The following is a 23,838-nucleotide window of genomic DNA, read 5'->3' as shown; positions in this document are numbered from 1 at the left end:
GTGCACCACTTATGTTTGCACTGTCATTGATAGGAACATCATCACAAATAACGGCATTATGAGTGATATAAGCACACCCATTCGATAGGTGTTAATCACAAATTTGTGCATAATTTCCAATAACCACAGCATTGCTAACATGTACATTATCATAGATATCAACAAAAAAGCTTTTTATTTTTCCATGCACGTGTGCATTTAAAAACACACGGATATTATCATAAACGCAGCAATGACGTTTATATGATAGTTTTCTTTCGTTTTCGATAGAGTTATTAAGATCGCCTTTTTAATATTTTCAAATTCTTTTAAAGCGCGTAGGCAGTGTATAATAAATAACCGTCTCATGAAAGTTTCATCTATTCTTTTTTTAAGAGATTTTTTTATACTCTCATGTCAGTGGAATAATGTTTTGCCCAAAGATAAACAATTTTTTCGCTTTAAATAAAAAGATCTACGGAATTGCTTCTCAGATGCTAAAATTGCACGCTTTAAGATAATAATTATTTGATTTCTTACAGTTATAAGGACAAAGCCATAAAGAGGTCCAGTTTTTCATTGTTTTATTTTATTGACTCCATTTTTCAAATTCTTAAAGTATAAGTGGAAGTGAATAATTGAGGAGATGAATTTCAGGTGTCTTCTCTTTTATCGTGTAAAGAGTGTGATAAGAAAATTGTCTTTTTATTTCATTGATGCTATTCAAATATTTTGAAAAAGATCAAAAAGGTGAAATGCTAGAAATTCTAAAACAGAGAATATTTTGTCTGAAAAGCACATCAATAGGAGAGCTTTTGGTAGCAAAGTCTCATAAAGGAATTTGTAATATAGCATTAGGAGAGAATAGAGAACAATTATTACGAGAATTTACGGCACGTTTTTCTGAAGTCCAACAAATGGACGATGATAGTACATTTGAGAGGGAAGTTGCACATATTGTCGCAATGATAGAAACACCGAAGTTAGCAAAGAAGCCAGTTTTTTCTTTAGATATAAAAGGGACAGTTTTTCAAAAGAAAGTATGGAAGCTCATATGTGAAGTATCTTGTGGTGAAACAATTTCATATAAAGCATTAGCGCAACGCATTGGTATGCCAAATGCTTTTCGTGCAGTCGCGAATGCATGTGCCGCTAACGAATTAGCATTAATCATTCCTTGCCATCGTGTGGTGTGTAAGAATGGGTTTATTTCTGGATACCGCTGGGGTATTGGGCGGAAGAAGATTTTGCTACAACGAGAAAAAGGTGAAGGTCTTTAAAACACATTTAACTTTGTTGAATTGGCATTGTAATGATGACAGTTGTACCTTTCATTTCTTTAGAGATAATTTCAAGTCTCCCTTTATGTAGCTCTAGCAAGGAGCGTGAAATGGCTAACCCAAGACCTGATCCAGTATGGGTTTTTGTGAGTTGATTTTCAACTTGTTCAAAAGGTTGCCCAAGTTTTTTAATTGCTGATTGAGGAATGCCAACACCTGTATCTTTAATCTTAAAGATAAGATTATTTTTTTTCTTGAAAGCACATACATCAATACGTCCACCAGCAGGTGTGAATTTAACCGCATTAGAGATAAGGTTGAGGAAGATCTGTTTCATGGCACGGCCATCAACTTCTGCATGGAGTGCTGGGGCAATATTGGTTGTGATAGAAATATTTTTTTCTTGAGCTTGTGGTGCAAGTGTTCGTGTCGCTTCGCTAATAATTGGCTCTAGATCACTATTTTTACAATCAAGGGTAAATCTTCCAGCTTCAATTTTGGACATATCCAGGATATCATTGATAAGGGTTAGAAGATGGGCTCCTGAATTGTAAATATCATGCATATATTCTTTATAGCGTTGTGAGCCAAGAGGACCAAAGGTGGATTGCAACATAATATCTGAAAAGCCGAGAATGGCATTAAGTGGAGTGCGCAATTCATGGGACATATTTGCTAAAAATTCTGATTTAGCTTTATTAGCACTTTCAGCGCGCTCTTTTTCTGCTTTCAGACTTTTATTCAGTTTTTCCACTTCTGTTGCACGTTGTTGTGCACTTCCTCGAGCACGTTTGAGTTCTTGAATGAAAGAAAAAAGCCGTCTTTCACTGTCTTCAAATTTTTCCTGTTGTTGTTTAAGTTCAGAAATATCTGTACCAATGCAAACCAGTCCTCCATCTTGGGTTCGCCGTTCATTAATTTTAAGCCAACAACCATCTGCGGTTTGGCGAATACTGGTTAGATTCCCAGTACCATCATCTTTGAGAGGATATTCATTGATTGCTGGGCGCGCCATGGCTTCAACGGTTGCACGTTGGATTCCTGATTGTAGTACCTGTTTCGGGATAGCAGCATATTCGCAAAATTTGCTATTGGACATAACCAAACGTCCTTCTGCATCCCATAATACAAAGGATTCTGAAATATTTTCAATAGCATCACGGATACGGAGATCAGCTTGCGCTGTTTCTTCTGCCAGTTGACGCTGTTCACTAATATCAAAAGCAATACCAACCAAATGGGGTTCTTCTTCATCTGTTACTTCAGCACGAATACGCATCCAGACATAATGACCATCAGCATGTCGCATGGGGACATGAATATCGATATGCTTTTTTTGACCACTCATTAATTCTTGCGCAAGATCAAAAAAATTAGCATCATTTGGGTTGATAATGGCGGTAATTTGCGAAATTGACAGTAATGCATCTTGAGGCACATAGCCCAGCATTTCATACATTGCCCGTGACCAGTAAACACGACCATTTGCCATATTCCAATCCCACAGTCCACAGCGTCCACGCATCATTGCCATATCAATGCGGTTTTGAGCTTTTTCTGAAATGAAATCCATATTGCGTGCTCGCACAGTTTGATTGTAATAAGCATAGAGGAGCGCTAGAATAACACTGCTAGTTCCTATGAGCAGAGTTAGATTTAAAGAGAAAACTTTGCGCCATTCCAAGTAGATATGTTGCGTTTTTTCGCTGATGAAGACACCATATTGTCCATTTTTTGTTTGATGAAATGAAGCAAGGGCAGGAACATCTTTTCCTATAGTAATTTCCATAATTCCAGTATGTTGTCCAAGAGATTGTAAAGCAATACTTTCAGAGGTAAAATCCTGTAAGGGTTTTCCTACAATGATCTCTGAACTGGACGAAGCTAAAACAGTGCCTTTCTGATCAATTATAGCAGTAATAATATTGGGACTAATAAGACCTTGATTGTGAAAATGGGTAAGGATATTTTGCAAATGATTGTGAGAAAGAGAAGCGTTTTTTCCTTTCTCAAGAATTGCAAGCAAGTCACGATCAATTGTATTGCTGATATGAGAAGCTAACAGAGTCAGGGTAGAGCGTGTGTTTTTCTCAAGAGTATGACGCCAATCATAGATTGATACAAAACGAATTGTTGCCAGCACGACAAGAAATGCCATAATAACAAAGAAAACTGAACGTCGCAGCCACGGTTCAATCAAGAGCAGTTTTTGATAGGCTAAACTCAAAAGTAGAGGGATACGCTTTGCCCGTGTTTTATGATTTTGAGCACCTGACTTTGAATCAGCACACACCTGCGTTGGTGCATTATATGCATCCAGTTCAGCCATTGCTCGTTCCTTTAATTATGGAATAATATGTTTTAAAAACTGTTTCAATATTCATAGTAAAACCCCATAGGGTGCAATGAATCAAAACAGGAGTCCTCTGTCCAGTCTTTTTTTTAAAAAAAGCTATTTTACTTTGATGGAGTGTGGATTATGAAAAAAAGAACTTTAAAATAACCTATAAACAGGTGAGAGTAGCTTGTTTATAGGTTAATTATTTTCGCATAACGCGTTGATATTATTTTATCAATGATATTATAACATACTGATTATAAAATTTTGTATACTTTAAGCGAGCAGGCGAGAGATGATTTCAGCCACATCGCTTGACAATTGGGGGGCTTCTGCAATTGTTTTTAATGCGGCCTCAAATTTTTGTTGCCGAATGGGTTCTAATTGTCGCCAAGAACGCATCATGGTGAGTAATCGCGAAGCAAGCTGTGGATTTTTTCTGTCAATTTCCAAAATGATTTGGCAAAGAAAACGATAGGAGGCACCATCAACTCTATGAAAACCTGTGAGATTGTAAGAAGCAAAGACACCAATCAAGGCGCGTACCCGATTGGGATTATCTTGTGAAAAAAGCGGATGCTGCATGAGTTTTTGAACATGGTCAAGTGTTGATGCTCCTGCAACCATTGCTTGAATAGAAAACCATTTATCCATAACCAAAGGGTCATGCTGATAGCGGATTTCAAAATCATTTAAGGCACTTTGCGCATGCTCACTTTCATTAAAACGCCGCACTAAAATGGTTATACTAGCCATGCGGTCAGTCATATTATCAGCTGTTGCATATTGTGTGGCAGCACGGTGTGGCTTGGCTTCTGCTATGGAAAGATAGTCGAGTATTATATTCCGTAATGCCCGTTTTCCAACTTGTACACTATTGGGTGAATAGGGCTCATTGCTCTCCATTTGTGTATAAACTTTTGTGAAGAGTTCTTGATGTGTATGTGCAAGGGAAGCTAAAAACTGATTGCGCACGTGGTGAATACGCTCTGGATCAACATTTTTACCAATTATATGGGCAAGCTCAACTTCACTTGGTAAACTTAAGCAAAATGCACGAAACTCTGGTTCAAGACTTTCATCTGTAAGGATGTTTCCCATCAATTTTAGCAAAGCAGAGGGCATGTCTACTATTGCTTGTGTTTTATCTTGAAGAGCTTGAGTCAGGGCTTTCGTCATCAAATGGTTTAGCGATTGCCAACGATTCAGCTGATTATCATCTTTTTGTGCAAGAAAAATAAGTTCGTTTTCATTGAATGGAGTTAGTAAATTGATAGGTGCAGAAAAATCTCTCAGCAGTGATAAAATGGGTTTTTCGCGCAGTCCCTTGAATGTAAAGGTTTGCTTTTCTTGGGAGAGAAGCATAACACCTGATTGAATATCCGCATCAGCTTCATAGCTGAGAGATTGTCCATGATGCCCTAACAAACCAAATGCAATAGGGATAAGCATTGGCTTTTTTGTGTTTTGTTGTGGTGTGGCTGGAATATGCTGTTTTGCATGAATTGTTAAAATGCCATCATCATAATGGTGATCAATTTCTACATGGGGTGTTCCCGCCTGTTCATACCACAACATAAATTGTGAGAAGTCTTGTTGAGAGACTTCAGCAAAACAGGCAATAAAATCTTCAATTGTACAAGCGTGCCCATCATGACGTTGAAAATAGAGATCCATTCCTTTACGAAAGAGAGTAGGGCCTAAAAGAGTATGCACCATGCGAACAACTTCTGCACCTTTTTCATAAACGGTTGTGGTATAAAAATTATTGATTTGGCTGTATTGACGAGGACGTACAGGATGGGCAAGAGGACCAGAATCTTCAGTAAACTGCATAGCTTTCAATGTTTTTATATTTTCAATGCGCTGTAAGCTACGAACATTTTGGTCTGAAGAAAATTCTTGATCACGATAGACTGTTAAGCCTTCTTTTAAACAGAGCTGAAACCAATCACGGCACGTAATACGATTACCAGTCCAATTATGGAAATATTCATGTGCAATAACGCGTTCAACATTTCTATAATCCTGATCGGTTGCTGTTTCAGGATCAGCCAGAACATATTTGTCATTAAAGATGTTAAGCCCTTTGTTTTCCATTGCACCCATGTTAAAGTCGGAAACAGCAACAATATTGAAAACATCGAGGTCATATTCGCGCCCGAAACGTTGTTCATCCCAACGCATGGAACGTTTAAGAGCATCCATTGCATAGGCTGCACGTTTGGTTTTTCCTTTTTCAACATAGATACCAAGTTCGATACGTCGACCAGATACAGTGATAAAATGGTCTTCTAACTTATCAAGATTACCACCAACAAGAGCAAAGAGATAAGATGGTTTTGGATAAGGATCTTCCCAAATGGCAAAATGATAATTATCTTCAAGAGTACCTGTTTCGACGAGATTTCCATTAGAAAGTAAAATAGGGATGGTCTGAGAATCCGCTTCAATTTTTACCCTGTAGGTAGAAAGAATATCTGGGCGATCATAAAAGTAGGTAATGCGACGAAAACCTTCGGCTTCACATTGTGTACAATAAACACCATTTGAAAGATAAAGCCCCATCAGTTGGCGATTGCTTTCAGGATTCAGTTCGGTGACCAATTGCAATGTAAAAGGAGCAGCTGGTGGGGTGGTAATTTCCAAACGTGAAGGAGTAGCTTTATAAGCACTTTCAGATAATTCCTCCCCATTAAGAGCGACAGAAATTAAGGTAAGATCATCACCAGAAAGGATAAGAGGTGTGAATTCTTTTGTATATTGACGAGGTTCAATAAATAATGTTGCTGTAACAGAAGTTTTTGTTGGTGCCAAACGGAAATGCAATTGTGTTTTGGGAATAGCATAAGGGGTTGGTTGATAATCTTCTAAACGATAAATGGGGACGGCTGATTTTGGCATAATTTTTCCTGACTGTATTTTTAAAGTGAAAGAACTGAAAAAATGTTGATGTTTTAAGACAAGGTAAAGCTTAAGGGGTTACAAAAGGCTATCTAAGCGATTTTTTACTTCTAAAAAGTCTATCCATGTAAGTTTTTTTTGACTAGGGGTTCGGAGAAGATAAGCAGGATGAAAGGTTGGCATAACAGGGATTTTTATGTTGTCTTCGCTCTCATAGCTGTGCCATTTGCCTCGAGTACGAACAATTCCATTTTGCGCGCCTGTTAAAAATTGTGTGGCAACGCCTCCAAGTGCGACAAGAATACGAGGTTTAGCTAAATGAATTTGTCGTTCAATAAAAGGGCGGCATAACGTGACTTCTCTTGGTGTTGGTGTGCGATTTCCTGGTGGACGCCAGGGAAGAGTGTTGGCTATGTAAACATCATTTCTTGTTAAGCCAATTGATGCGAGGATTTTATTGAGTAACATTCCGGCTTTTCCGACAAAAGGAAGTCCTTGTATATCTTCCTCTCGTCCTGGTGCTTCTCCTATGAGCATAAGCGGGCTCCCTGCTGTTCCATCTGAAAAACAGGTATTTTTTGCTGTTAATTTTAATGAGCAGCCATTAAATGCGAGGAGAGCGGATTTTAGTTCGTCAAGTGTGTTTGCACTTTTTGCACTTTCTATAGCGGAAAGTTTACCTTGCAGAATACTGGGGTGAAGCAGTGGCTGTTTTTCTAACGTAATCGTTGGTGATGTTTGTTGATTATGAGAAACATTTACTGCTTGTGTCGCTTTTTTTTCTAAGCAGGCAGATTGATGAAAGCGATCAATAGGTGAATCTGTTAAAACAGCATCCGCGCCACTTTCTTTATAAAAGCTTAAAAGCTCTTCATATGAGATTGAATACGATGTTTGATTTAGCATTTTACCACTTCTAATGATCCATCAACAAGAGACCAGACGACCTTATTCTTCAAGCTTTTGATGTGCTCTTTCGTAAATTTACATCTGAAACAATGCTAGCCTTTTTTTGACAAAAAAGAAAAACTCTAAAATAGGGAAGCTCGCAGTTTTGTGCATTTTTAATGGGTTATCTTATCAGTTAAGACAACTAGAATACTTTGTACTATTTCTTTACTGAATGCAAGGGGTATAAATTCAGACCGTAGCAATATAGCTTTGTAAGCTCATAAAAGAATTCTTACATTGTTATTCTTAGACTTTAATCAAAAATAAATTATGCTTTTTTCTTAACAGAAATAATTCAGTATCTCTACGGATATATTTATAAAAAACAATCTATATAAAATGTAAAAGTGAGCAATAGATTATGACAACATACTAAATTTTAAGAATATTTCTGATGATGATTTAACAGTAATGTGTGAATATATGCTTTTGCATTTTTTATGGCTTGAGTCATAGATTCATTTAATGCCAATTGTGCCGCAATAGCACTTGAAAGGATACAACCTGTTCCACGCATTGTGCCTGTTAGGCGCGGGGTAGAAATATTGATGATAGCATTTTTATCAATGAAGCTATCCGTTGCAAGGGGACCATTGGCATGTCCACCTTTTATCAAAAGAGAGCATGGTCCAAACGACAGAATTTTTTTTGCTTGGTGTATTGCTTGCTGATCATGAGATGCCAATGGGCTTTGGCTAAGAAGAGCAAGTTCTTCTCTATTAGGTGTTAAAAGATCAACGTGAGGGAGAAGTCTATTGATCATAACGTCTATAATTTTTTCCGTTGTTAATTGTCCTCCTGATGAGGCAACAAGTACAGGATCAAAAATAACAGGAATATGGGGATAGTCTTCGAGGACGTTACAGATTGCCGCTATAATTGCTTTTGTTCCTGTCATGCCGATTTTTATTGCACGGATTGGATGGGCTTCTAGAGCACGGCGCATTTGTGCGGCAATAAGTCTTTCACTCATTGGAACAATTTCAGCAACGTGATTATCATCTTGGACGTTAACACAGGTAATGGCTAAATTGGCTTTTACGTGAAAATGTGTTGCTGTTTCTATATCACGGACAATGCCAGCCCCTCCCGTTGGATCGGTGCCTGCCACAATAAGAATAGAAGGCTTTAACGCCATGCTTGTGTCACCTTTATCCATTGCTTTACACGCTGTTCAGGTTTTTTATGGAGGATAATATCGGTGACAACAGCAGCACTATTGGCCCCTGCTTTCAAAACACCAACCGCGCGTTCTGGTGTTAATCCGCCAATGCCCACTAAAGGTAAAGTACCAATCCGCTGTTTCCATTGTTTGATTTTTTCTAATCCTTGAGGCTTCCATTTCATTTCTTTTAAAATTGTTGGGTAAATAGGACCAAGAGCGATATAATCAGGATGAACAGAAAGTGCGATGTCCAATTCTCGGTTATCATGGGTACTAAGACCAAACTTTATACCATTTTTACGAATTGCGGCAAGGTCAGCATTGCTTAAGTCTTCTTGCCCAAGATGAATAAAATGGCATTTTTCATCAATAGCTATTGTCCAATAATCATTAATAATGAGTTGTGCTCCCCATTTATCACATATGTTTTTTGCACGCCTAATATGTTGAATGATTGTCTCAAGATTTTCATTTTTCATACGCAACTGTATGAGTTTGATGCCAAGGGGAACCAAACGCTCAACCCAATTCGCATTGTCAACAATGAGATAAAATGGATCCAGTTTCATGAAAAGACGGCTTTTCCAATAACGGGTGTTGAAGGAACTGCGACATTGCGTGCTTCGAGAAGTCCGGCTTTATATCCCTGACGTCCTGCCTGAACTGCTTTAGAAAATGCTTCAGCCATTAAGACAGGATCACCTGCTTTAGCAACCGCGGTGTTAAGAAGCACTGCATCATATCCAAGTTCCATAGCAACACTAGCATGTGATGGGCGCCCAATGCCGGCATCAATAACAAGTGTAACATCAGGAAGGTAGGCACGAATAGAACGTAGTCCATCAGTATTTTGAGGACCTTTGGCAGATCCAATAGGAGCACACCAAGGCATAATAACTTGGCATCCAATGTCGAGAAGTTTTTCAGCAACAATAAGATCATCGGTTGTATAGGCAAAAACTTTAAAACCTTCACTGTTTAAAATTTGCGCTGCTTCGATGAGGGAAAAGACATTTGGCTGTAAAGTATCGGGATTGCCGATAATTTCGAGTTTAATCCAAGAGGTTTTAAAGAGATCTCGTGCAAGTTTTGCCGTTGTAACAGCTTCTTTAACAGTGTAACAACCAGCAGTATTAGGAAGCACTGTTATATCCAGTTCTATCAGAAATTGCCAAAATTGTCCCCCTTGTTTGCCACCGGCTGTTTCTCGGCGCAATGAAACTGTTACAATTTCTGTACCCGATTTACAAATAGCATCACGAAGGATTGCGGGTGAGGGATATTGTGCTGTACCTAACATAAGACGAGAAGAGAATTGACGTCCATAAAGATTCAGCATCGTTTTAGCCTCCTTGCATTGGGCTTAAAATTTCAATTTTATCACCTTCATGCAAGAGAAATTTGCTTCGCTCACTCACGGGAACAACTTCTGCATTAACAGCCGTAGCAAGCCAATTCCCTTCATAACCCAATTCTTCAAGTAAAAGATTGAGAGTGGTAACTTCTGTTTGAACTGTTTCACCATTGACAAATATTTGCATGTTTTATTCCAATGCCAATTTCACCGTGCGTTTTGCCATTTCTGGAGACAAAAGAAAACCGTGTCTATAAAATCCATTAATAAAAATACGATTACCATGTTTGCATACAGAAGGGAAGTTATCAGGATAACATGGTCGTACACCAACACCAGTTTCAATAATTTCGGCTTCAGCAAAAGCAGGATGCAAGGTATAAGCTGCATTGAGCAATTCCATCATTGATCTTACCGAAATGGCACCATCAAAGTCACTCTCAATCATTGTTGCACCAATCATAAAAATATTATCTTGCCGCGGCACAATATAGAGAGGAAACCGTGGATGAAGGAGACGAATTGGACGAGAAATTTTAATATCTCTGCTACGTACGAGAAGCATTTCACCACGTACGCCGCGTAACTTTTTGTCTTTTCCTAAACGTGCTATTCCAGTTGCATCAATGATAAGATCAAAATCTGTTTCAGATGTTTTTACATCAACAAAACATGTGCCATTTTTTACAAGATCTTCTTTTAACGTGATAAGTGCTTTACGGGGATCAAGATGTGCTTCATTTTCATAAAAAAGTGCGTTATTAAAACGTTCTGCAAGATCTGGCTCAAGATGTGCTATTTCTTCACCATTTAGAATTTTATGGCAATGTGTACGCGCTGAAAATCGTTCAAGTTCTCCCTTATCTCGTGCTGGTGCAACCACTAAAGTACCCTTTTGTATAACAAGATGAGGAAGCGTTTTATGCCACCATTCTATGGCTTGTATGCCAAGATCTTCAACAATTTGTGCAGCATTTTCTCTTTCACAGTAAGGTGCGAGCATTCCTCCCGCATACCAACTGGCAGTCCCTATAGGAGAATCAGCGGGAGCTGCTAGAGTAACAGCAACCCCTCTTTGTTGTAACATACAGGCAGCTGTTAATCCCCCTACACCTGCACCTTTGATAAGAATGTTTTTCAACTGTTTACTCTCTTTTTTGCAGAGGCATGACTTCCATATAAAGATCACCATCCTTTTGATATTTCTCTGCCATAGCAACCATACCTTCATCTTTTGTTTTTTGCACGACTGTATCACGAATATCATGGGAAATACGCATAGAACAGAACTTTGGCCCACACATGGAACAAAAATGCACCAATTTATGCGCTTCTTTAGGCATGGTTTCATCATGAAAGGCACAGGCTGTATCTGGATCAAGAGAAAGGTTAAATTGATCATGCCATCTAAAGTCAAATCGTGCTCGTGAAAGAGCATTATCGCGCAATTGTGCTTTGGGCAGACCTTTGGCAAGATCTGCGGCATGTGCAGCAATTTTATAAGTGATCACGCCAGTTTTAACGTCATTTTTATCGGGCAGTCCGAGATGTTCTTTAGGCGTTACATAACAGAGCATAGCTGTTCCAAACCATCCAATCATAGCAGCTCCAATTGCTGATGTAATATGATCATAACCAGGAGCAATATCAGTGGTAAGGGGGCCTAAAGTATAAAAAGGTGCTTCATGACAGAGCTCTAATTGTTGTTCCATATTTTCTTTAATTTTATGCATGGGAACATGTCCAGGTCCTTCAATCATAACCTGCACGTCTTTTGCCCAAGCAATTTTTGTCAATTCTCCCAAAGTCTTCAGTTCAGCAAATTGAGCTTCATCATTGGCATCGGCTATAGAGCCAGGGCGCAATCCGTCTCCTAAGGAAAGAGAGATATCATAGGTGCGTGCAATATCACAAATCTCATCAAAATGTTCATAGAGAAAATTTTCTTTGTGATGATGGAGACACCATTTTGCCATAATAGAACCACCCCGTGAAACGATACCTGTTACGCGGTCAATGGTGAGGGGAATAAATGCTAACCTTAAGCCTGCATGAATAGTAAAATAATCAACACCCTGTTCTGCTTGCTCGATAAGGGTATCACGGAAAATATCCCATGTTAAATTTTCAGCAATACCTTGTATTTTTTCGAGTGCTTGATAAAGAGGAACCGTCCCAATTGGAACCGGTGAGTTTCTAATAATCCACTCACGAATATTGTGAATATTTCGCCCTGTTGAGAGATCCATAACTGTATCAGCTCCCCAACGAGTGGCCCAAACCATTTTATCAACTTCTTCTGCCATAGAGGATGTTACAGCTGAATTACCAATATTGGCATTAATTTTAACACGGAAATTGCGTCCAATAATCATTGGTTCGCACTCTGGATGATTAATGTTTTTAGGTATAATAGCACGTCCATGGGCAATTTCATTGCGAATAAATTCGGCAGTATAAAATTGGGGTATTGATCCATTAAATTTTTCATTTGAGAGCATGTTTTTCTGATCTTTTATTATGCTTCCTTCATTTTCTCGTATAGTGACATATTCCATTTCTTCGGTAATAATACCAGCACGTGCATATGCCATTTGTGTAATTGCTTTGCCATTTTGGGCTCGCAAAATAGGACGTTTTTTTTCAAAGCTTGGTATGGAAGGCGTATCATAGATGAATCCATTATCTTCAGGTTTAATGGATCGTGCAGGATAAGATTCAGTATCAGCGCGTTTAGCAAGCCAAGATGAGCCAATTGCGGGCAAGCCTTTTGTAATATCAATGATCATATTTTGATCGGTGTATGGCCCGGAAGTATCGTAGATATTGAAAGGTTTCTCACCGCTGTCATCGGTCAGGGAAATCTGTCGTAATGGAACACGCACATCAGAAAAAAGAGAGCTTTGTTGATAAATTTTACGTGAGGCAGGAAAGGGGCTGCAACTGATTGATGGAATCTTTTTCTGCATAAATTTTTTCCTTATAAGGACAGAGTTCAAAAATAAGTTGCGATGTTAGGGGAGATCTCTTGAAATCATCAATCACGCACATTGGAATGAAGGGGATATATAATACTGCTTTATACCGAGATGCTTTAAATAAAAATGAGGAAACTTGATTGAAGAAATGGATTACAATGAGAACATTTTTACCCCCACAATTTAAAAAATTCCTATTCGCAAGAATATGGTTGGCTTAATTGTTTGTGTTGTCAATCGCAAAGATATATTTTTAATGATTTTTCTTTATAACTGTTTAATTTGTTAGAAGAAATACATAAAGATCAATTTTAAATTTGATCATTAAGCGGTCTGGAGACAGATCTTTTTACAATATACTTTGAAGAATGTATGAACGTATGGCGCAAATGAGTGTGAGGTAAAAGAGTAGCCTATTTGTAATATATTGTTGAAAACAATACGATACTGTGCAGCGAATTCTCGGTTATAAAGAAATTTCTGACTATGCTTTCAATTTCTCTCTTAATTTATCAAGCATATAGCGTAAAATCGATTGAGGAGAACTCTTGTGCTTATGAAATAACAGAGCAGTGGTATTATCTACTTTCTTAGCCCTATTCTATAACTGTTCTTGTATTATGGTCGCTTACAAGAGATAATTATTAAATCCATTTTCAAATGGGTTTAATCTCACTTTAATTCTTTCTGTGATGTATCGATAAGCATTTTTTTCATCATGAAAAAAAGAAAATATCAGATTATACTTATTATTCTCATTCCATAGAGAAGCTGATAAGTTATAAGATATTGAAAATAATAGGTAAATTACGCTGTTTTATGGAAAAAAATAACGCCATAAAGTTACACATAAATTGGCTATGGACTAAAAAGAGAGAGACGAAATTTCTATCAAATCTTGAGAAGAAGAATAGTAATAACAAATCTTTCTTTGTACCTTTTTATGATTCAAGAGACATTTTCGTATATCTCTTATATTGTTTTATAAAGACCAGTATTGTAAGAATAGAGAGATAATTCTGACATCTTTATGAAAAGAAAGTATAGCAAACTCTGAAATATTTTATCGAATAAGATTTTGAAAATTTTTTCAGTATGCAGATTTCTTTTTCGAGAAGTCTTTAAAGGTGCAGTTCTCTTTCAAAAACAATATAGCGATCCATAGAGAAAAGAGTTCACTACAATTCTTGAATGTTTCTCTCCATTTCGCTTTGCTGTGCAAATTATTTTTTGATTTAAAAAGATTTTTTATGAAATCCCTTTATAGACAGGATGCAGTTTGAGGGAGTATGAACGGCACATCTGCTTTAGGCAATTCAGAAACGTTTAAAGCACAGTGATAAACATCACGCAGATGTTGTGTTGTCAAAACAGTAGAGACACTTCCTTCGCAATGAATTTCTCCTTGCTTTAGCAATACCATTTTATCTGCATAATGCGCGGCAAGATTGAGATCGTGCAGGACAGCAAGAACGCCACCACCACAACGGGCAAAATTCTTGGCAATATCCATAACGACAATTTGATGTTGAATATCGAGGCTTGCAATAGGTTCATCTAAGATCATCCAACGAGGAATCCCACAAGAAACGGGTTCCCATACTTGACAAAGGACACGCGCCAGTTGCACTCTAGCCTGCTCCCCTCCCGATAATTGATGATAATATCGTGTACTATAGTCAGCAAGACCAACACGGTCTAAAGCTTTTTGGGTAAGACTTTGCAATTCGGTTTTGGAAAGAGTACATTGGTTTACAGAGAGACCAAGTGCAACCACTTCATGAACTAAGAATGGAAAGACGAGCACTGTTGATTGTGGTAACACTGCACGCATTCTTGCCATTTCAGACGTTTTTGTTTGGCGAACATCATGACCATTTAAAGTCATTTTTCCACTGTAGGGAATTTCTCCACTCAATGCCTTAATAAAAGTACTCTTCCCAGATCCATTGGGACCGATAATAACAGTGAGAGCACCATTTTGGGCTTGCAAATTGATGTGGTTGAGAATCTGTTTTTTTCCGCGTTGAACGCAAATATGTGTTGCTTCAATCATGAAAAATTTGCTCCTCGTTTGCGTATAAGGATCCACAGGAAAAAAGGAGCACCAACAAGTGCTGTCACGATTCCAATGGGCAATTCTGCTGGAGCAACAATTAAACGCGCAAAGGTATCAGCAAAAATAAGCAATGCTGCCCCCAAAAGGGCAGAACAAGGAATGAGGTAGCGGTGATCTGGACCAATGAGTTGACGTAAAATATGTGGAACAACAATACCAATAAAACCAATACCACCACTGACAGCAACAGCACTGCCACACATGAGAGCAACAAGGAAAATAGCAATATTTTTAACGCGCTGGATATGGAAACCAATATGACCAGCAACGGCTTCTCCAAGTGCAAGAGCATTAAGTGCGCGTGATAAAAGGGGAGCAAACAGCAGACCAACACAGATAAAAGGAAGAACAAGCCAAACTTTTAGCCATGTTGCACCCGCAAGAGAACCAAGATTCCAAAAGGTAATATCACGTAATTGTTGGTCATTTGCGATAAAGAGCAATGTCCCAACAACAGCACCGCTTAAAGCACCAAGAGCGATACCGGCAAGAAGCATGGTTGCAATAGAGGTACAACTATGATGCGTTGCTATTGTATAAAGAACAATTGTTGAGAGAAGTCCGCCACAAAAGGCACCTATGATAACTTTATAAGGCTCTAAAAAAGGTGCCAATGAAACAGGGAAGGCAAGACCGATAACAATTGCCAAAACAGCACCAAGACCCGCACCTGCTGATACACCTACAATTCCAGGATCTGCAAGAGGGTTACGGAAGAGTCCCTGCATGAGAACACCAGAAACAGCTAAAGATGCTCCAATCAATAACCCTAAGATAACACGGGGAAGTCTAATATCAACAAATATGAGATAATCACGCGTTTTACTGCTTACTGAAAAGTCTTGTGTAAGCATAATATCAAGGAAATTAAAAAGAGAAACCTTTGAAGCTCCATTCAAAAGTCCACCCAAAATACTTAAGAGAAGGAATATAATAAGACCTAGTAAAACAATCTTTCTCAAATTTGTATGGTTGATTTTTTTGCTTTCTTTTGTCTCAGGTGCATACATTATGGATGTATTCTCTAACGTTTCCATCAGCTCTTACCATTTTGTTTTACATCATAGAGTATATTAATAAGTTCTCTTGATGCCTCTGCAGTCCGCGGACCAAATCCTAAAAGATACATAAGATCCATCTGTGCGATTGCATGATTTTTCGCGGCAGTCGTTGCTTGAACTGCTGGTATAGCTAAAATCTTTTCAATGTTAGTCGATTTTCCACCATGCTTTACAAGTATGATAACATCAGGGTTTGCTTTTAATAATGCTTCACCATTGAGCAGCTTATATCCTTTATAATCGGTAATAGCATTGATACCACCTGAAAGCTTTATCATACCATCGGCAGCTGTATCTATCCCAGATGCCATCACGCGGTCATTTTGTACAGATAGAACAAAAAGGACACGCTTTGGTTTTGTTACTTTTGCTAAAAGTGTATCGTTATCTACAAAATCACGGCTTATTTTTTCAATTAATGCAGCAGCTTGTTTTTCACGATGAATGGCTTTGCCAACGATGCGAACCTTTTCTATCACACTTTCACGAGAATAGTTTTCTGGTACAATCACTATAGGGATAGAAGTTTTTTTAAGAATATCAATTGTTGAAGCAGGACCGCTTCCTTCAATAAGCAATATGCCTTCTGGAGCAAGAGAGAGAACGCCTTCAGGTGATAAAGCACGCATATATCCAAGGACAGGAAGTTTAAGTGCTTCTTGCGGATAAACGCTTGTACTATCACGAGCCACAAGTTGATTTTGAGCTCCCAACGCGTAAACGATTTCTGTAAGAGAACCACCAATAGAAACAATTTTTGCATTTTCAGAAAAGTGCGTTGTAGGTTCAGCGATGACTGTGTGAGAAAAAACAGAAAAACAAAGCAGTATCAAAATACTTAGGTATCTCCGTAAAAAAAGTATAATCATTTTTGATTTTACCTTCCTACGCGATTATTGCTTCTTGACATGAGGGCAAACTATCCAATAATGAGCGCCAATCCTCACGTTCTTTTTGTCCCTCCTTGCGCTTACCAAAGAATTGAACAATCATCTCACCATTTTTATCGAAAATTTCAAGTGAACTGACAGAACCATCACTGGTAGGTTTACGAACACACCATACTTTTTCAATACCAGAAACGAGTAAATGCAGGTCAAATTTATGATCGAGAATATTAAGCCACGGTCCCACTTGCTTAATGTTTTTCACTTGCCCAGTAAAAATCTGAATACATCCCCTGTTACCAACAAAGCACATAATAGGTATTTCTTGCTCTGCAACTTTTTTAAGCATCACCTCAACAGCTTCTACTTTTAATTCATGAGCAAATTCACGACCTACATATTTTACAGCATCATGTCGATTAATTTTAAACTCAGAAATAATCTTATGAAGTTGGTGTACATCGGTCATATTTCGCCAACGGTTTTGGAACTGTTCAACATCCAACTCCGTTGTGTTATATGGGATTGGAGGAGAAGCAGGAAGGACATCAAGAACAGATGCTTGGTCCTCATGAAGCAACTGTTCAACAAGTCTACTCCATTCTTCCATATTTGTTGTGTCTTTCGCATAGAGTTTTAAAATAGCGACACCATAGTGATCAAAGAACTGCAGACTCTTTGTAGTTTTTCCAAGAACAATCATCTCATACTCAAAACCGAATTTCCATTGTTTTGAAAAAATACGCAAATCGATTTCACCAAGTGTAATAGGGACATGCTCGTTTTGAACAATTTTTTCAAAACATCCTGTAATTTCGTGGACAGCATGTTCATTACGTGTCAAAGCCATAACTTCTCCAAGCTGAGAAGCATTTTCTAAGAGAGTGGCAACATCAGCTTTGAGCCTTTTTGCTTTTCCAATTGTACAATAAGCAGCAACAAGTTCTGCTTCAGATATGCCAATAGAAATCGCAAAATCGCGGTTTCGCATTTCTTTGTTTTCTTCACGCAAACGAATAATCATTTCAGCTGTATATGACATAGACTTTCCTTAAATATTCTTAGAGAGTTAACTTTTTAAATTTTACCATTCTAAGGCAATGGGTCAAACCATTCTTAACGAATGATTCAACCCATCACCAAATAAGCCCTTATGATCAACAGCAGAACAACCAAAAATCAACAAACTAGGAGGAGTTAAAGCTCTCCTTTCAAGTCTTTGTGATTTAAAGAACAATGAGAACACAAACACAACAATTCATCCTTTTACCGATACAATTTCCCATTGATCTCATGCTTAAGAGAAGTAACTAAAACTTCTGCACAAACGACACTTTAAAATTACGACCAGGCTGGCTATAATAGTCTTTTGGTGTCGAACTATCACCCGAGGGGAAATCTGATATATTCCAATATTTTTTATTGAAAAGATTATAAACACCTGCTCTTATCACAGGACCCTTTTCACCCAAAGGTTTCCACCAACTTGAGACATCAACAACTTCATAGCCAGGAACTTTCTGATAATCAGATTTTCCAGAAACTTTGTCACGTTTGGCTACTACAGTTAGTACAGCATCTGTTCCCCAAGTTTCTTGTCCATATCCTAATCCGATAACCGCTTTCAAAGGCGAAATTGAGTTAAGGTACTCATTTTTATCGAGATCTTTTCCTTGCGAATAAGAAAGAGAGAAGTTGCTATGGAAACCACTATAAAGAGCTAAATGTACCTTTGCTTCAGCACCCAAAATACGCACGCGTGAACGATTTGTATAATGTTGACGTGCAAACATAAATTCTTCTGATGGACCAATATCTATGGTATCTATAAAGTCCTTATATTGATTAACAAAAGCACTGAGTGAACCACCAAAATTCGCATCTCCATAGCGTATACCAACATCATATCCATTGCTTGTTTCTGCTTTAAGATCAGGATTTCCTTTTACATAATAAGCAGAAGGTTTGATATAAGAGACGTAAAGTTCTGAAACACGTGGTGCACGGAAAGCTTGCGCCCATTGAGCATACAACGTGACTTGATTACGAACATCCCATTCTACGCGTAATTTAGGAGAAAAATGTGACCCATTTCGTTCAGGAGGAAAAGGATCTGAAATGAGAGCTTTCTCATAAGAAGAGGTTTTCTGAGGGATATACTTATACCAATCGTAACGGACTCCAGGTGTCACACGGAAATGATTATCCGCAAAACCAATTTCATTTTCAAAAGCGAAACCAAAATTATAGCTCTGTGTATCTGGTGCATCTGATCGGTTAGCAGGAACAAAGAGGCATCCGCGTTCATTTTCTTTCAAATGACAATTATCTCTGCCTAACAAATAATGATGCCACTTTGATGACAAAGCATTTGTGGCAAGCTTTAATGTGTGGCTTACAGTACCAATATTCACTCGTTTTTGCGCATCAACATTTAAGCCATAATTAGTATTATTGACAAGATTATCCCTCAAATAATCTCCTTTTGGAGCTCTAACACGAACGCCAGTCGTAATATCATTATTTGATTGTTTGAGCCAATAAAGCTGCCCACGGAATGCATCAAAAAACGTATCCCCATTGCCATTGTAATTATAAGACAAAGAAAGACGTTCACGACGTTTATTGTCTTGTTCATAAGCAGAACCTAGAACGTACCTTTTGCCTATATTTAATAAATGCGTGTTTCTATTATAATGAAAGCGTTCGGCTGTAAAACCAAGTCTATGGTTATCATTGAAGTATTGATGAACTTTAAAAAGTAAATTATTTTGGTCAAAATCGGTGGGATTTTTACGTGTGCGCTCCTCATATCCGCCTACGGTCCCCATATTTTTGCGTTCATGACCTTTTGTATAAGAACCTTGGAAAAGCAAGAATGTTTGATAATTACGCACAGCAAAAGCTTGATTCATACGCCAACTGTTATTAACAGAATCATATCCACCCTTTATAAGACTGCCCCAATTCTTTTCTCCAGTAATAAGATCTTCAGGATTAAGGGTGTGCAAAGCAACAACCCCTCCCAGAGCACCAGATCCATAAAGACTAGAATCCGATCCTTGAATAATATCAAATGCGGAAAGAGCGCTAAAGTCAAATGTTGTATTTCCACTACTTCCAGGATTTTTACGCAATATATCATCAAGCCATGGAACAACAATACCATCCATTGTGGTAAGCACACGCTGTGCATCTAAACCACGAAGCACAAAACTATTCTTAGCTGTGTTGTAAGTGATAGACGGATCAAGACGACTAATATCATGAACATCACTTATTTGTTTTTCACTAATATCCTTAGCAGCGTTACGACTGGTCAGAACACTTACTGAACCTAAATCGTCTTTTTTTCCTTTAATAACAATGGGCTTAAGCTCAGTCACATCATTTTTATTGCTATTTTGTGCAAAAACAAATGAAGGGATACAGACAGACAATGCACTTAAAATTATGCAGTTCTTATGGATATTTTTTCGTCTTATTCGCATAACACATCATAACCTTTTCTTAAAACGACCCCCTCGTTTGCTTAAAACTTTACATAGAAAAACGCTTGACCCACCGATAACGAATTGGCCAACCAAGCAAGAGTGATTTGACTTCAGCACAAAACCACAGCGAGACCATATTAAACATGACAAAATCAGTCAAGAAAAAAGTTGCAATTTCAAAAGAGCCTGTTTTAATGAAAATAAGACCAAATATAAAGGCAGCGGAAGAAGCGATGATTTTTGCAAATACAAGGCGGTTATTCACTCTTTGGATTGGTGGGTTTATTTGCGCCGTTTCTTTGCATGTGGCATTGGGAGCACAGTTTTATTTCTGCGATACTGGTGTGGGTAAGGGTATGCTTTCACCTCCAATTATGCTGACGTTTGTCCAAGAGCCTCTTTATTCCGATATGGACACGGATTCGCCAGATATTGATACAGATCTATCAAATGTTAGCACAGAGCCAGAAGAGTTGTCGTCTGATTTGTCAGAGCAAGAGCCAGAAACATTAGAAGAAATAGATGAGGTTCAACCGGAAGAGCTTCAGCATACTTTAGAAAAGGATAATTTTACGGTTCTCAAATCTTTGGAGGAGCCTTTACCTCAAAAAAGTGAGCATAAAGCGCGTGATAAAAAAGTAACATCACAAAAGGCAGTGGTAAAACAGCCCGCTGTGAAGGCTATCCGTGCGTCTATCGCTGCTCAGGGCGGTGATACGGCAGCGCGTGCAGATGCATTGTTAAGAGAGTGGTTGACAAAGGTACAGGCACAATTAGAAAAGCAAAAAAGTTATGTTACAGGACAGCGTATCAGTCGTACAAAAGGGACAGTGACATTAGAGTTTAGAGTGCATGAACAGGGAAGTGTTTTTTCGAGTCGTGTTGTTGTTTCTGCGGGTGACCTAGAACTTGATCGATTAGCGATGAAAGCAGTTGAGCGTGTAGGCTCTTTTCCTCCTCCCCCTCCATCAAAAGTGAACAAGATTATAAGAGTGTCATTGATATTTAATTGATTTTCAAGGAAAGCGGGTTAATTCTCTTCATACCTTATATTATATTGCTACAATGATTGTAACATATATGATGAAAAACGAGAGTAAGCAGTTTTGGGGCAAATTGGAGTTGTTTCATTTTCATCGGCCGGAAAGAAGATCGGCTTTTATGTCTGTTTTTCCCGTCAGCCTTGCTTTGTAAACCCCATAATTTTCCATCACACGCATGACGTAATTACGTGTTTCTGTATAAGGAATGCGTTCAATCCAATCGATGACTTTATCAAGGGATTGCCCTCGAGGATCACCATAACGTTTGATCCATTCATCAACACGACGGGATCCTGCATTGTAACCGATAAGAGTGAGTATATAGGATCCGTTAAAACGTTCCAATTGTTCATTGAGAAAATAGCTCCCTAATATAGCGTTATAACTAGCATCACTGCTCAATTTTTTGGGTGACCATATAATTGAATACTTCTTTGCCAGTGTTTTTGCTGTGGTCGGCAGCAATTGGAGTATGCCTTGTGCACCTGCTTTTGATATGGCAGTTGGATTAAATTCACTTTCTTGACGTGCAATGGCATAAACAAGTGCTGGTTCTGCACCAGAAACCTTAGCAGAGGTTGGTATAGCTCCTATAGGATGGGAAAGTGCACCAACATTTTTCCCTTGATAAACAGCCGTTTTCCCGATTTTGAGGCTGGTATAATAGTCACCATTTTTTTCAGCCATCACAGCCAGAAGAGCTAATTCACCAGGACTTTCTATTTTTTCACCAAGTTCCCTATAAAAAAATTTAGCTAAATGAGCATAGCCGGCTTCTTCAAGACGTTCAATTGCTTTAATAGCTTCTCGTGCACTAAAACGTTTTCGTTCAGTAGCTGTTGGCTTGGGAAAAGAAATTTCAAGTTTTTTTTGATTAAGCCGTGAAGCTGCTAATTGACCATAATAAGTTGCACCAAAATGGGCTGCGCGATGAAAATAATTCTGGGCGTTTTTATGTTCACCTAGAGTTTCCGCTGTTCGTCCCATCCAATAGTAGCCACGGGAAACTGAAAGAGGTGAAGAAGAGAATTGAGGAATACGTGAAAAATGGTGCATTGCCAATTTAGGATTATGAAGAAATCGGAGTGCATACCAACCTGCGTGAAATTCAGCATCCACTGCCAATAAAGAGGTCATACCATGATGTATTATAGTAACGAGTTGATAAGCAATTTGAGGTTTATTTAAATCGAGCATTTCTCGAGAAAGGGCGCGTTGCTCTTTCCACAATGCGTGAGAGTTCATCAGGTTTAATGCATTCTTTGGTGTTCTCATCATAAGTGTTGCAGCTGTATTATATTCTCCAGTTCGTCGAAGATGGCGAATTTGAGCAAATTGTAAAAGAGGATCTTTTCTCCATTCTCTTTCCACAGCGCGTAATTTTTGCGTGGCTCTAGGATCATTTTTTTCAACGGCGACAAAAGCATTAAAAAGAGATTGAGCACGCGCTAATTTTGCAACACGCTCTGCTGAATCAAAGCGATGAGCATAAAGCATAAATTGCATACGTTTTAAATGATCGATAGGTTTGAGCACAACACTGGCATTTTTAAGAATCAGCTCTTCTTCTTTTGCATTGAGTTTTGTGTTATACCACCATGGTGCAATAATTTGTCGCGCACGAGTGCTTTGTCCAGTTGCAATAAGTGCTTTAGCAAACCGCGCCATTCCTTGTGCTGTTAGGGGGGGATGATGAGCAAATTTTTGGAGGATGGCGTGGTTGAAATTATTTTCATTAATAAAAGCACGTTCAGCATTACGTTGCATAATATCTATACTAGGCCACCCTTTGAGTTCTTTTATTGCATTGAATATTTCAGAGCTTGGTATATTGACTTGACCGGATATAGCGATCGCCCATGTCAAAATATGACGATCAAGGCTATTCTTTAACAATGAATTACGTAGATTTATTGTTTTTGCAATATTGTTATTAAAAAGTGCATCTAAACCAACTTTAAGTTGTTGAAGAGGAGAATTATGATGAGGTGCAGGGAAATTATGGGGTGCCGAGTGTAATTGTTGAAGAGGTTTTGCAGTTTCTTTTTTGGAAACAAAGGGGGTGGGGCGAGCCAAAGGGATTGGTGCGTTTCCATGCAAAAAGGGTGTTTGTGCCCATGCACTTGAAAATGGAACTATGGTTGCCAGTATAAGTACAATAAAGGTCTGTAAAAAAAAGAGGGCAAAAAGGGTACGCATAAAGAAAAAACCTTGAAACCTTGTTTTTGAAAAACGCTCGAAACTTTTAGAAGAGAAGCGTGAAAAACGAGTTAACATAGGCTGAT

Annotated in this window: 17 protein-coding genes; 2 read left to right on the top strand and 15 right to left on the bottom strand. The window is 38.3% G+C overall.

The window, feature by feature from the left end; genetic code table 11:
* Positions 1–734 precede the first annotated feature (734 nt).
* Entirely contained in the window at positions 735–1,259 is a 525-nt protein-coding gene (locus PVV64_RS02615; RefSeq protein ID WP_273759601.1) for a methylated-DNA--[protein]-cysteine S-methyltransferase, read from the top strand.
* Positions 1,260–1,266: 7 nt separating this feature from the next.
* On the opposite strand, the gene PVV64_RS02610 is transcribed toward PVV64_RS02615, so the two are convergent.
* The 14 genes from PVV64_RS02610 to PVV64_RS02545 form a co-directional block, all read right to left on the bottom strand.
* On the bottom strand, positions 1,267–3,588 hold the full coding sequence (locus tag PVV64_RS02610; protein ID WP_273759600.1) for an ATP-binding protein: 2,322 nt from the start codon (positions 3,586–3,588) through the stop codon (positions 1,267–1,269).
* A gap of 285 nt (positions 3,589–3,873) precedes the next feature.
* Positions 3,874–6,501: an aminopeptidase N gene (gene pepN / locus PVV64_RS02605; protein WP_273759599.1), complete on the bottom strand. Its 2,628-nt coding sequence runs from the start codon at positions 6,499–6,501 to the stop codon at positions 3,874–3,876.
* Positions 6,502–6,579: 78 nt separating this feature from the next.
* Positions 6,580–7,407 (bottom strand): uracil-DNA glycosylase family protein, encoded by an 828-nt coding sequence (locus tag PVV64_RS02600; protein WP_273759598.1) that lies wholly within the window; start codon positions 7,405–7,407, stop codon positions 6,580–6,582.
* Positions 7,408–7,831: 424 nt separating this feature from the next.
* Complete coding sequence (locus PVV64_RS02595; protein ID WP_273759597.1) at positions 7,832–8,590, bottom strand: hydroxymethylpyrimidine/phosphomethylpyrimidine kinase; 759 nt, start codon at positions 8,588–8,590, stop codon at positions 7,832–7,834.
* A complete protein-coding gene (locus tag PVV64_RS02590) occupies positions 8,581–9,186 on the bottom strand; it encodes a thiamine phosphate synthase (protein WP_273759596.1) in 606 nt (201 codons plus the stop codon). Before PVV64_RS02590 ends, PVV64_RS02595 begins: the two co-directional genes overlap by 10 nt.
* Positions 9,183–9,956 (bottom strand): thiazole synthase, encoded by a 774-nt coding sequence (locus tag PVV64_RS02585; protein ID WP_273759595.1) that lies wholly within the window; start codon positions 9,954–9,956, stop codon positions 9,183–9,185. Before PVV64_RS02585 ends, PVV64_RS02590 begins: the two co-directional genes overlap by 4 nt.
* Before the next feature lie 4 nt (positions 9,957–9,960).
* The gene (gene thiS / locus PVV64_RS02580; RefSeq protein WP_273759594.1) at positions 9,961–10,158 is read right to left on the bottom strand and encodes a sulfur carrier protein ThiS; all 198 of its coding nucleotides are present in this window, start codon (positions 10,156–10,158) and stop codon (positions 9,961–9,963) included.
* Between the two features lie 3 nt (positions 10,159–10,161).
* Positions 10,162–11,112: an FAD-dependent oxidoreductase gene (locus PVV64_RS02575; RefSeq protein ID WP_273759592.1), complete on the bottom strand. Its 951-nt coding sequence runs from the start codon at positions 11,110–11,112 to the stop codon at positions 10,162–10,164.
* 4 nt (positions 11,113–11,116) lie between these two features.
* The gene (gene thiC, locus PVV64_RS02570; RefSeq protein WP_273759591.1) at positions 11,117–12,940 is read right to left on the bottom strand and encodes a phosphomethylpyrimidine synthase ThiC; all 1,824 of its coding nucleotides are present in this window, start codon (positions 12,938–12,940) and stop codon (positions 11,117–11,119) included.
* Positions 12,941–14,210: 1,270 nt separating this feature from the next.
* The gene (locus PVV64_RS02565) at positions 14,211–15,005 is read right to left on the bottom strand and encodes a heme ABC transporter ATP-binding protein (protein ID WP_273759590.1); all 795 of its coding nucleotides are present in this window, start codon (positions 15,003–15,005) and stop codon (positions 14,211–14,213) included.
* The gene (locus PVV64_RS02560; RefSeq protein ID WP_273759682.1) at positions 15,002–16,078 is read right to left on the bottom strand and encodes an iron ABC transporter permease; all 1,077 of its coding nucleotides are present in this window, start codon (positions 16,076–16,078) and stop codon (positions 15,002–15,004) included. The genes PVV64_RS02565 and PVV64_RS02560 overlap by 4 nt, the downstream gene beginning before the upstream one ends.
* A gap of 26 nt (positions 16,079–16,104) precedes the next feature.
* Positions 16,105–16,998, bottom strand: coding sequence for a hemin ABC transporter substrate-binding protein (locus tag PVV64_RS02555; RefSeq protein ID WP_273759589.1), 894 nt, complete (start codon positions 16,996–16,998; stop codon positions 16,105–16,107).
* A gap of 16 nt (positions 16,999–17,014) precedes the next feature.
* Positions 17,015–18,058 (bottom strand): hemin-degrading factor, encoded by a 1,044-nt coding sequence (locus PVV64_RS02550; RefSeq protein ID WP_273759588.1) that lies wholly within the window; start codon positions 18,056–18,058, stop codon positions 17,015–17,017.
* A gap of 268 nt (positions 18,059–18,326) precedes the next feature.
* The gene (locus PVV64_RS02545; protein WP_273759587.1) at positions 18,327–20,507 is read right to left on the bottom strand and encodes a TonB-dependent hemoglobin/transferrin/lactoferrin family receptor; all 2,181 of its coding nucleotides are present in this window, start codon (positions 20,505–20,507) and stop codon (positions 18,327–18,329) included.
* 236 nt (positions 20,508–20,743) lie between these two features.
* Between PVV64_RS02545 and PVV64_RS02540 the strand changes: the two genes are divergently transcribed.
* Positions 20,744–21,523: an energy transducer TonB gene (locus tag PVV64_RS02540; protein WP_273759681.1), complete on the top strand. Its 780-nt coding sequence runs from the start codon at positions 20,744–20,746 to the stop codon at positions 21,521–21,523.
* Between the two features lie 120 nt (positions 21,524–21,643).
* Here the strand turns inward: PVV64_RS02540 and PVV64_RS02535 are convergent, their stop codons facing one another.
* Positions 21,644–23,752 (bottom strand): lytic transglycosylase domain-containing protein, encoded by a 2,109-nt coding sequence (locus PVV64_RS02535; RefSeq protein ID WP_273759584.1) that lies wholly within the window; start codon positions 23,750–23,752, stop codon positions 21,644–21,646.
* Positions 23,753–23,838 lie beyond the last annotated feature (86 nt).

Source organism: Bartonella sp. ML70XJBT.G (assembly GCF_028618575.1).
GTDB lineage: Bacteria > Pseudomonadota > Alphaproteobacteria > Rhizobiales > Rhizobiaceae > Bartonella.
This window is presented reverse-complemented; position numbering and strand designations above follow the sequence as displayed.

Coding starts and splice junctions, on each gene's coding strand:
- PVV64_RS02615 (WP_273759601.1), top strand. CDS start 735: ATGCTAGAAATTCTAAAACAGAGAATATTTTGTCTGAAAAGCACATCA.
- PVV64_RS02610 (WP_273759600.1), bottom strand. CDS start 3,588: ATGGCTGAACTGGATGCATATAATGCACCAACGCAGGTGTGTGCTGAT.
- pepN (WP_273759599.1), bottom strand. CDS start 6,501: ATGCCAAAATCAGCCGTCCCCATTTATCGTTTAGAAGATTATCAACCA.
- PVV64_RS02600 (WP_273759598.1), bottom strand. CDS start 7,407: ATGCTAAATCAAACATCGTATTCAATCTCATATGAAGAGCTTTTAAGC.
- PVV64_RS02595 (WP_273759597.1), bottom strand. CDS start 8,590: ATGGCGTTAAAGCCTTCTATTCTTATTGTGGCAGGCACCGATCCAACG.
- PVV64_RS02590 (WP_273759596.1), bottom strand. CDS start 9,186: ATGAAACTGGATCCATTTTATCTCATTGTTGACAATGCGAATTGGGTT.
- PVV64_RS02585 (WP_273759595.1), bottom strand. CDS start 9,956: ATGCTGAATCTTTATGGACGTCAATTCTCTTCTCGTCTTATGTTAGGT.
- thiS (WP_273759594.1), bottom strand. CDS start 10,158: ATGCAAATATTTGTCAATGGTGAAACAGTTCAAACAGAAGTTACCACT.
- thiC (WP_273759591.1), bottom strand. CDS start 12,940: ATGCAGAAAAAGATTCCATCAATCAGTTGCAGCCCCTTTCCTGCCTCA.
- PVV64_RS02565 (WP_273759590.1), bottom strand. CDS start 15,005: ATGATTGAAGCAACACATATTTGCGTTCAACGCGGAAAAAAACAGATT.
- PVV64_RS02560 (WP_273759682.1), bottom strand. CDS start 16,078: ATGTATGCACCTGAGACAAAAGAAAGCAAAAAAATCAACCATACAAAT.
- PVV64_RS02555 (WP_273759589.1), bottom strand. CDS start 16,998: ATGATTATACTTTTTTTACGGAGATACCTAAGTATTTTGATACTGCTT.
- PVV64_RS02550 (WP_273759588.1), bottom strand. CDS start 18,058: ATGTCATATACAGCTGAAATGATTATTCGTTTGCGTGAAGAAAACAAA.
- PVV64_RS02545 (WP_273759587.1), bottom strand. CDS start 20,507: ATGCGAATAAGACGAAAAAATATCCATAAGAACTGCATAATTTTAAGT.
- PVV64_RS02540 (WP_273759681.1), top strand. CDS start 20,744: ATGATTTTTGCAAATACAAGGCGGTTATTCACTCTTTGGATTGGTGGG.
- PVV64_RS02535 (WP_273759584.1), bottom strand. CDS start 23,752: ATGCGTACCCTTTTTGCCCTCTTTTTTTTACAGACCTTTATTGTACTT.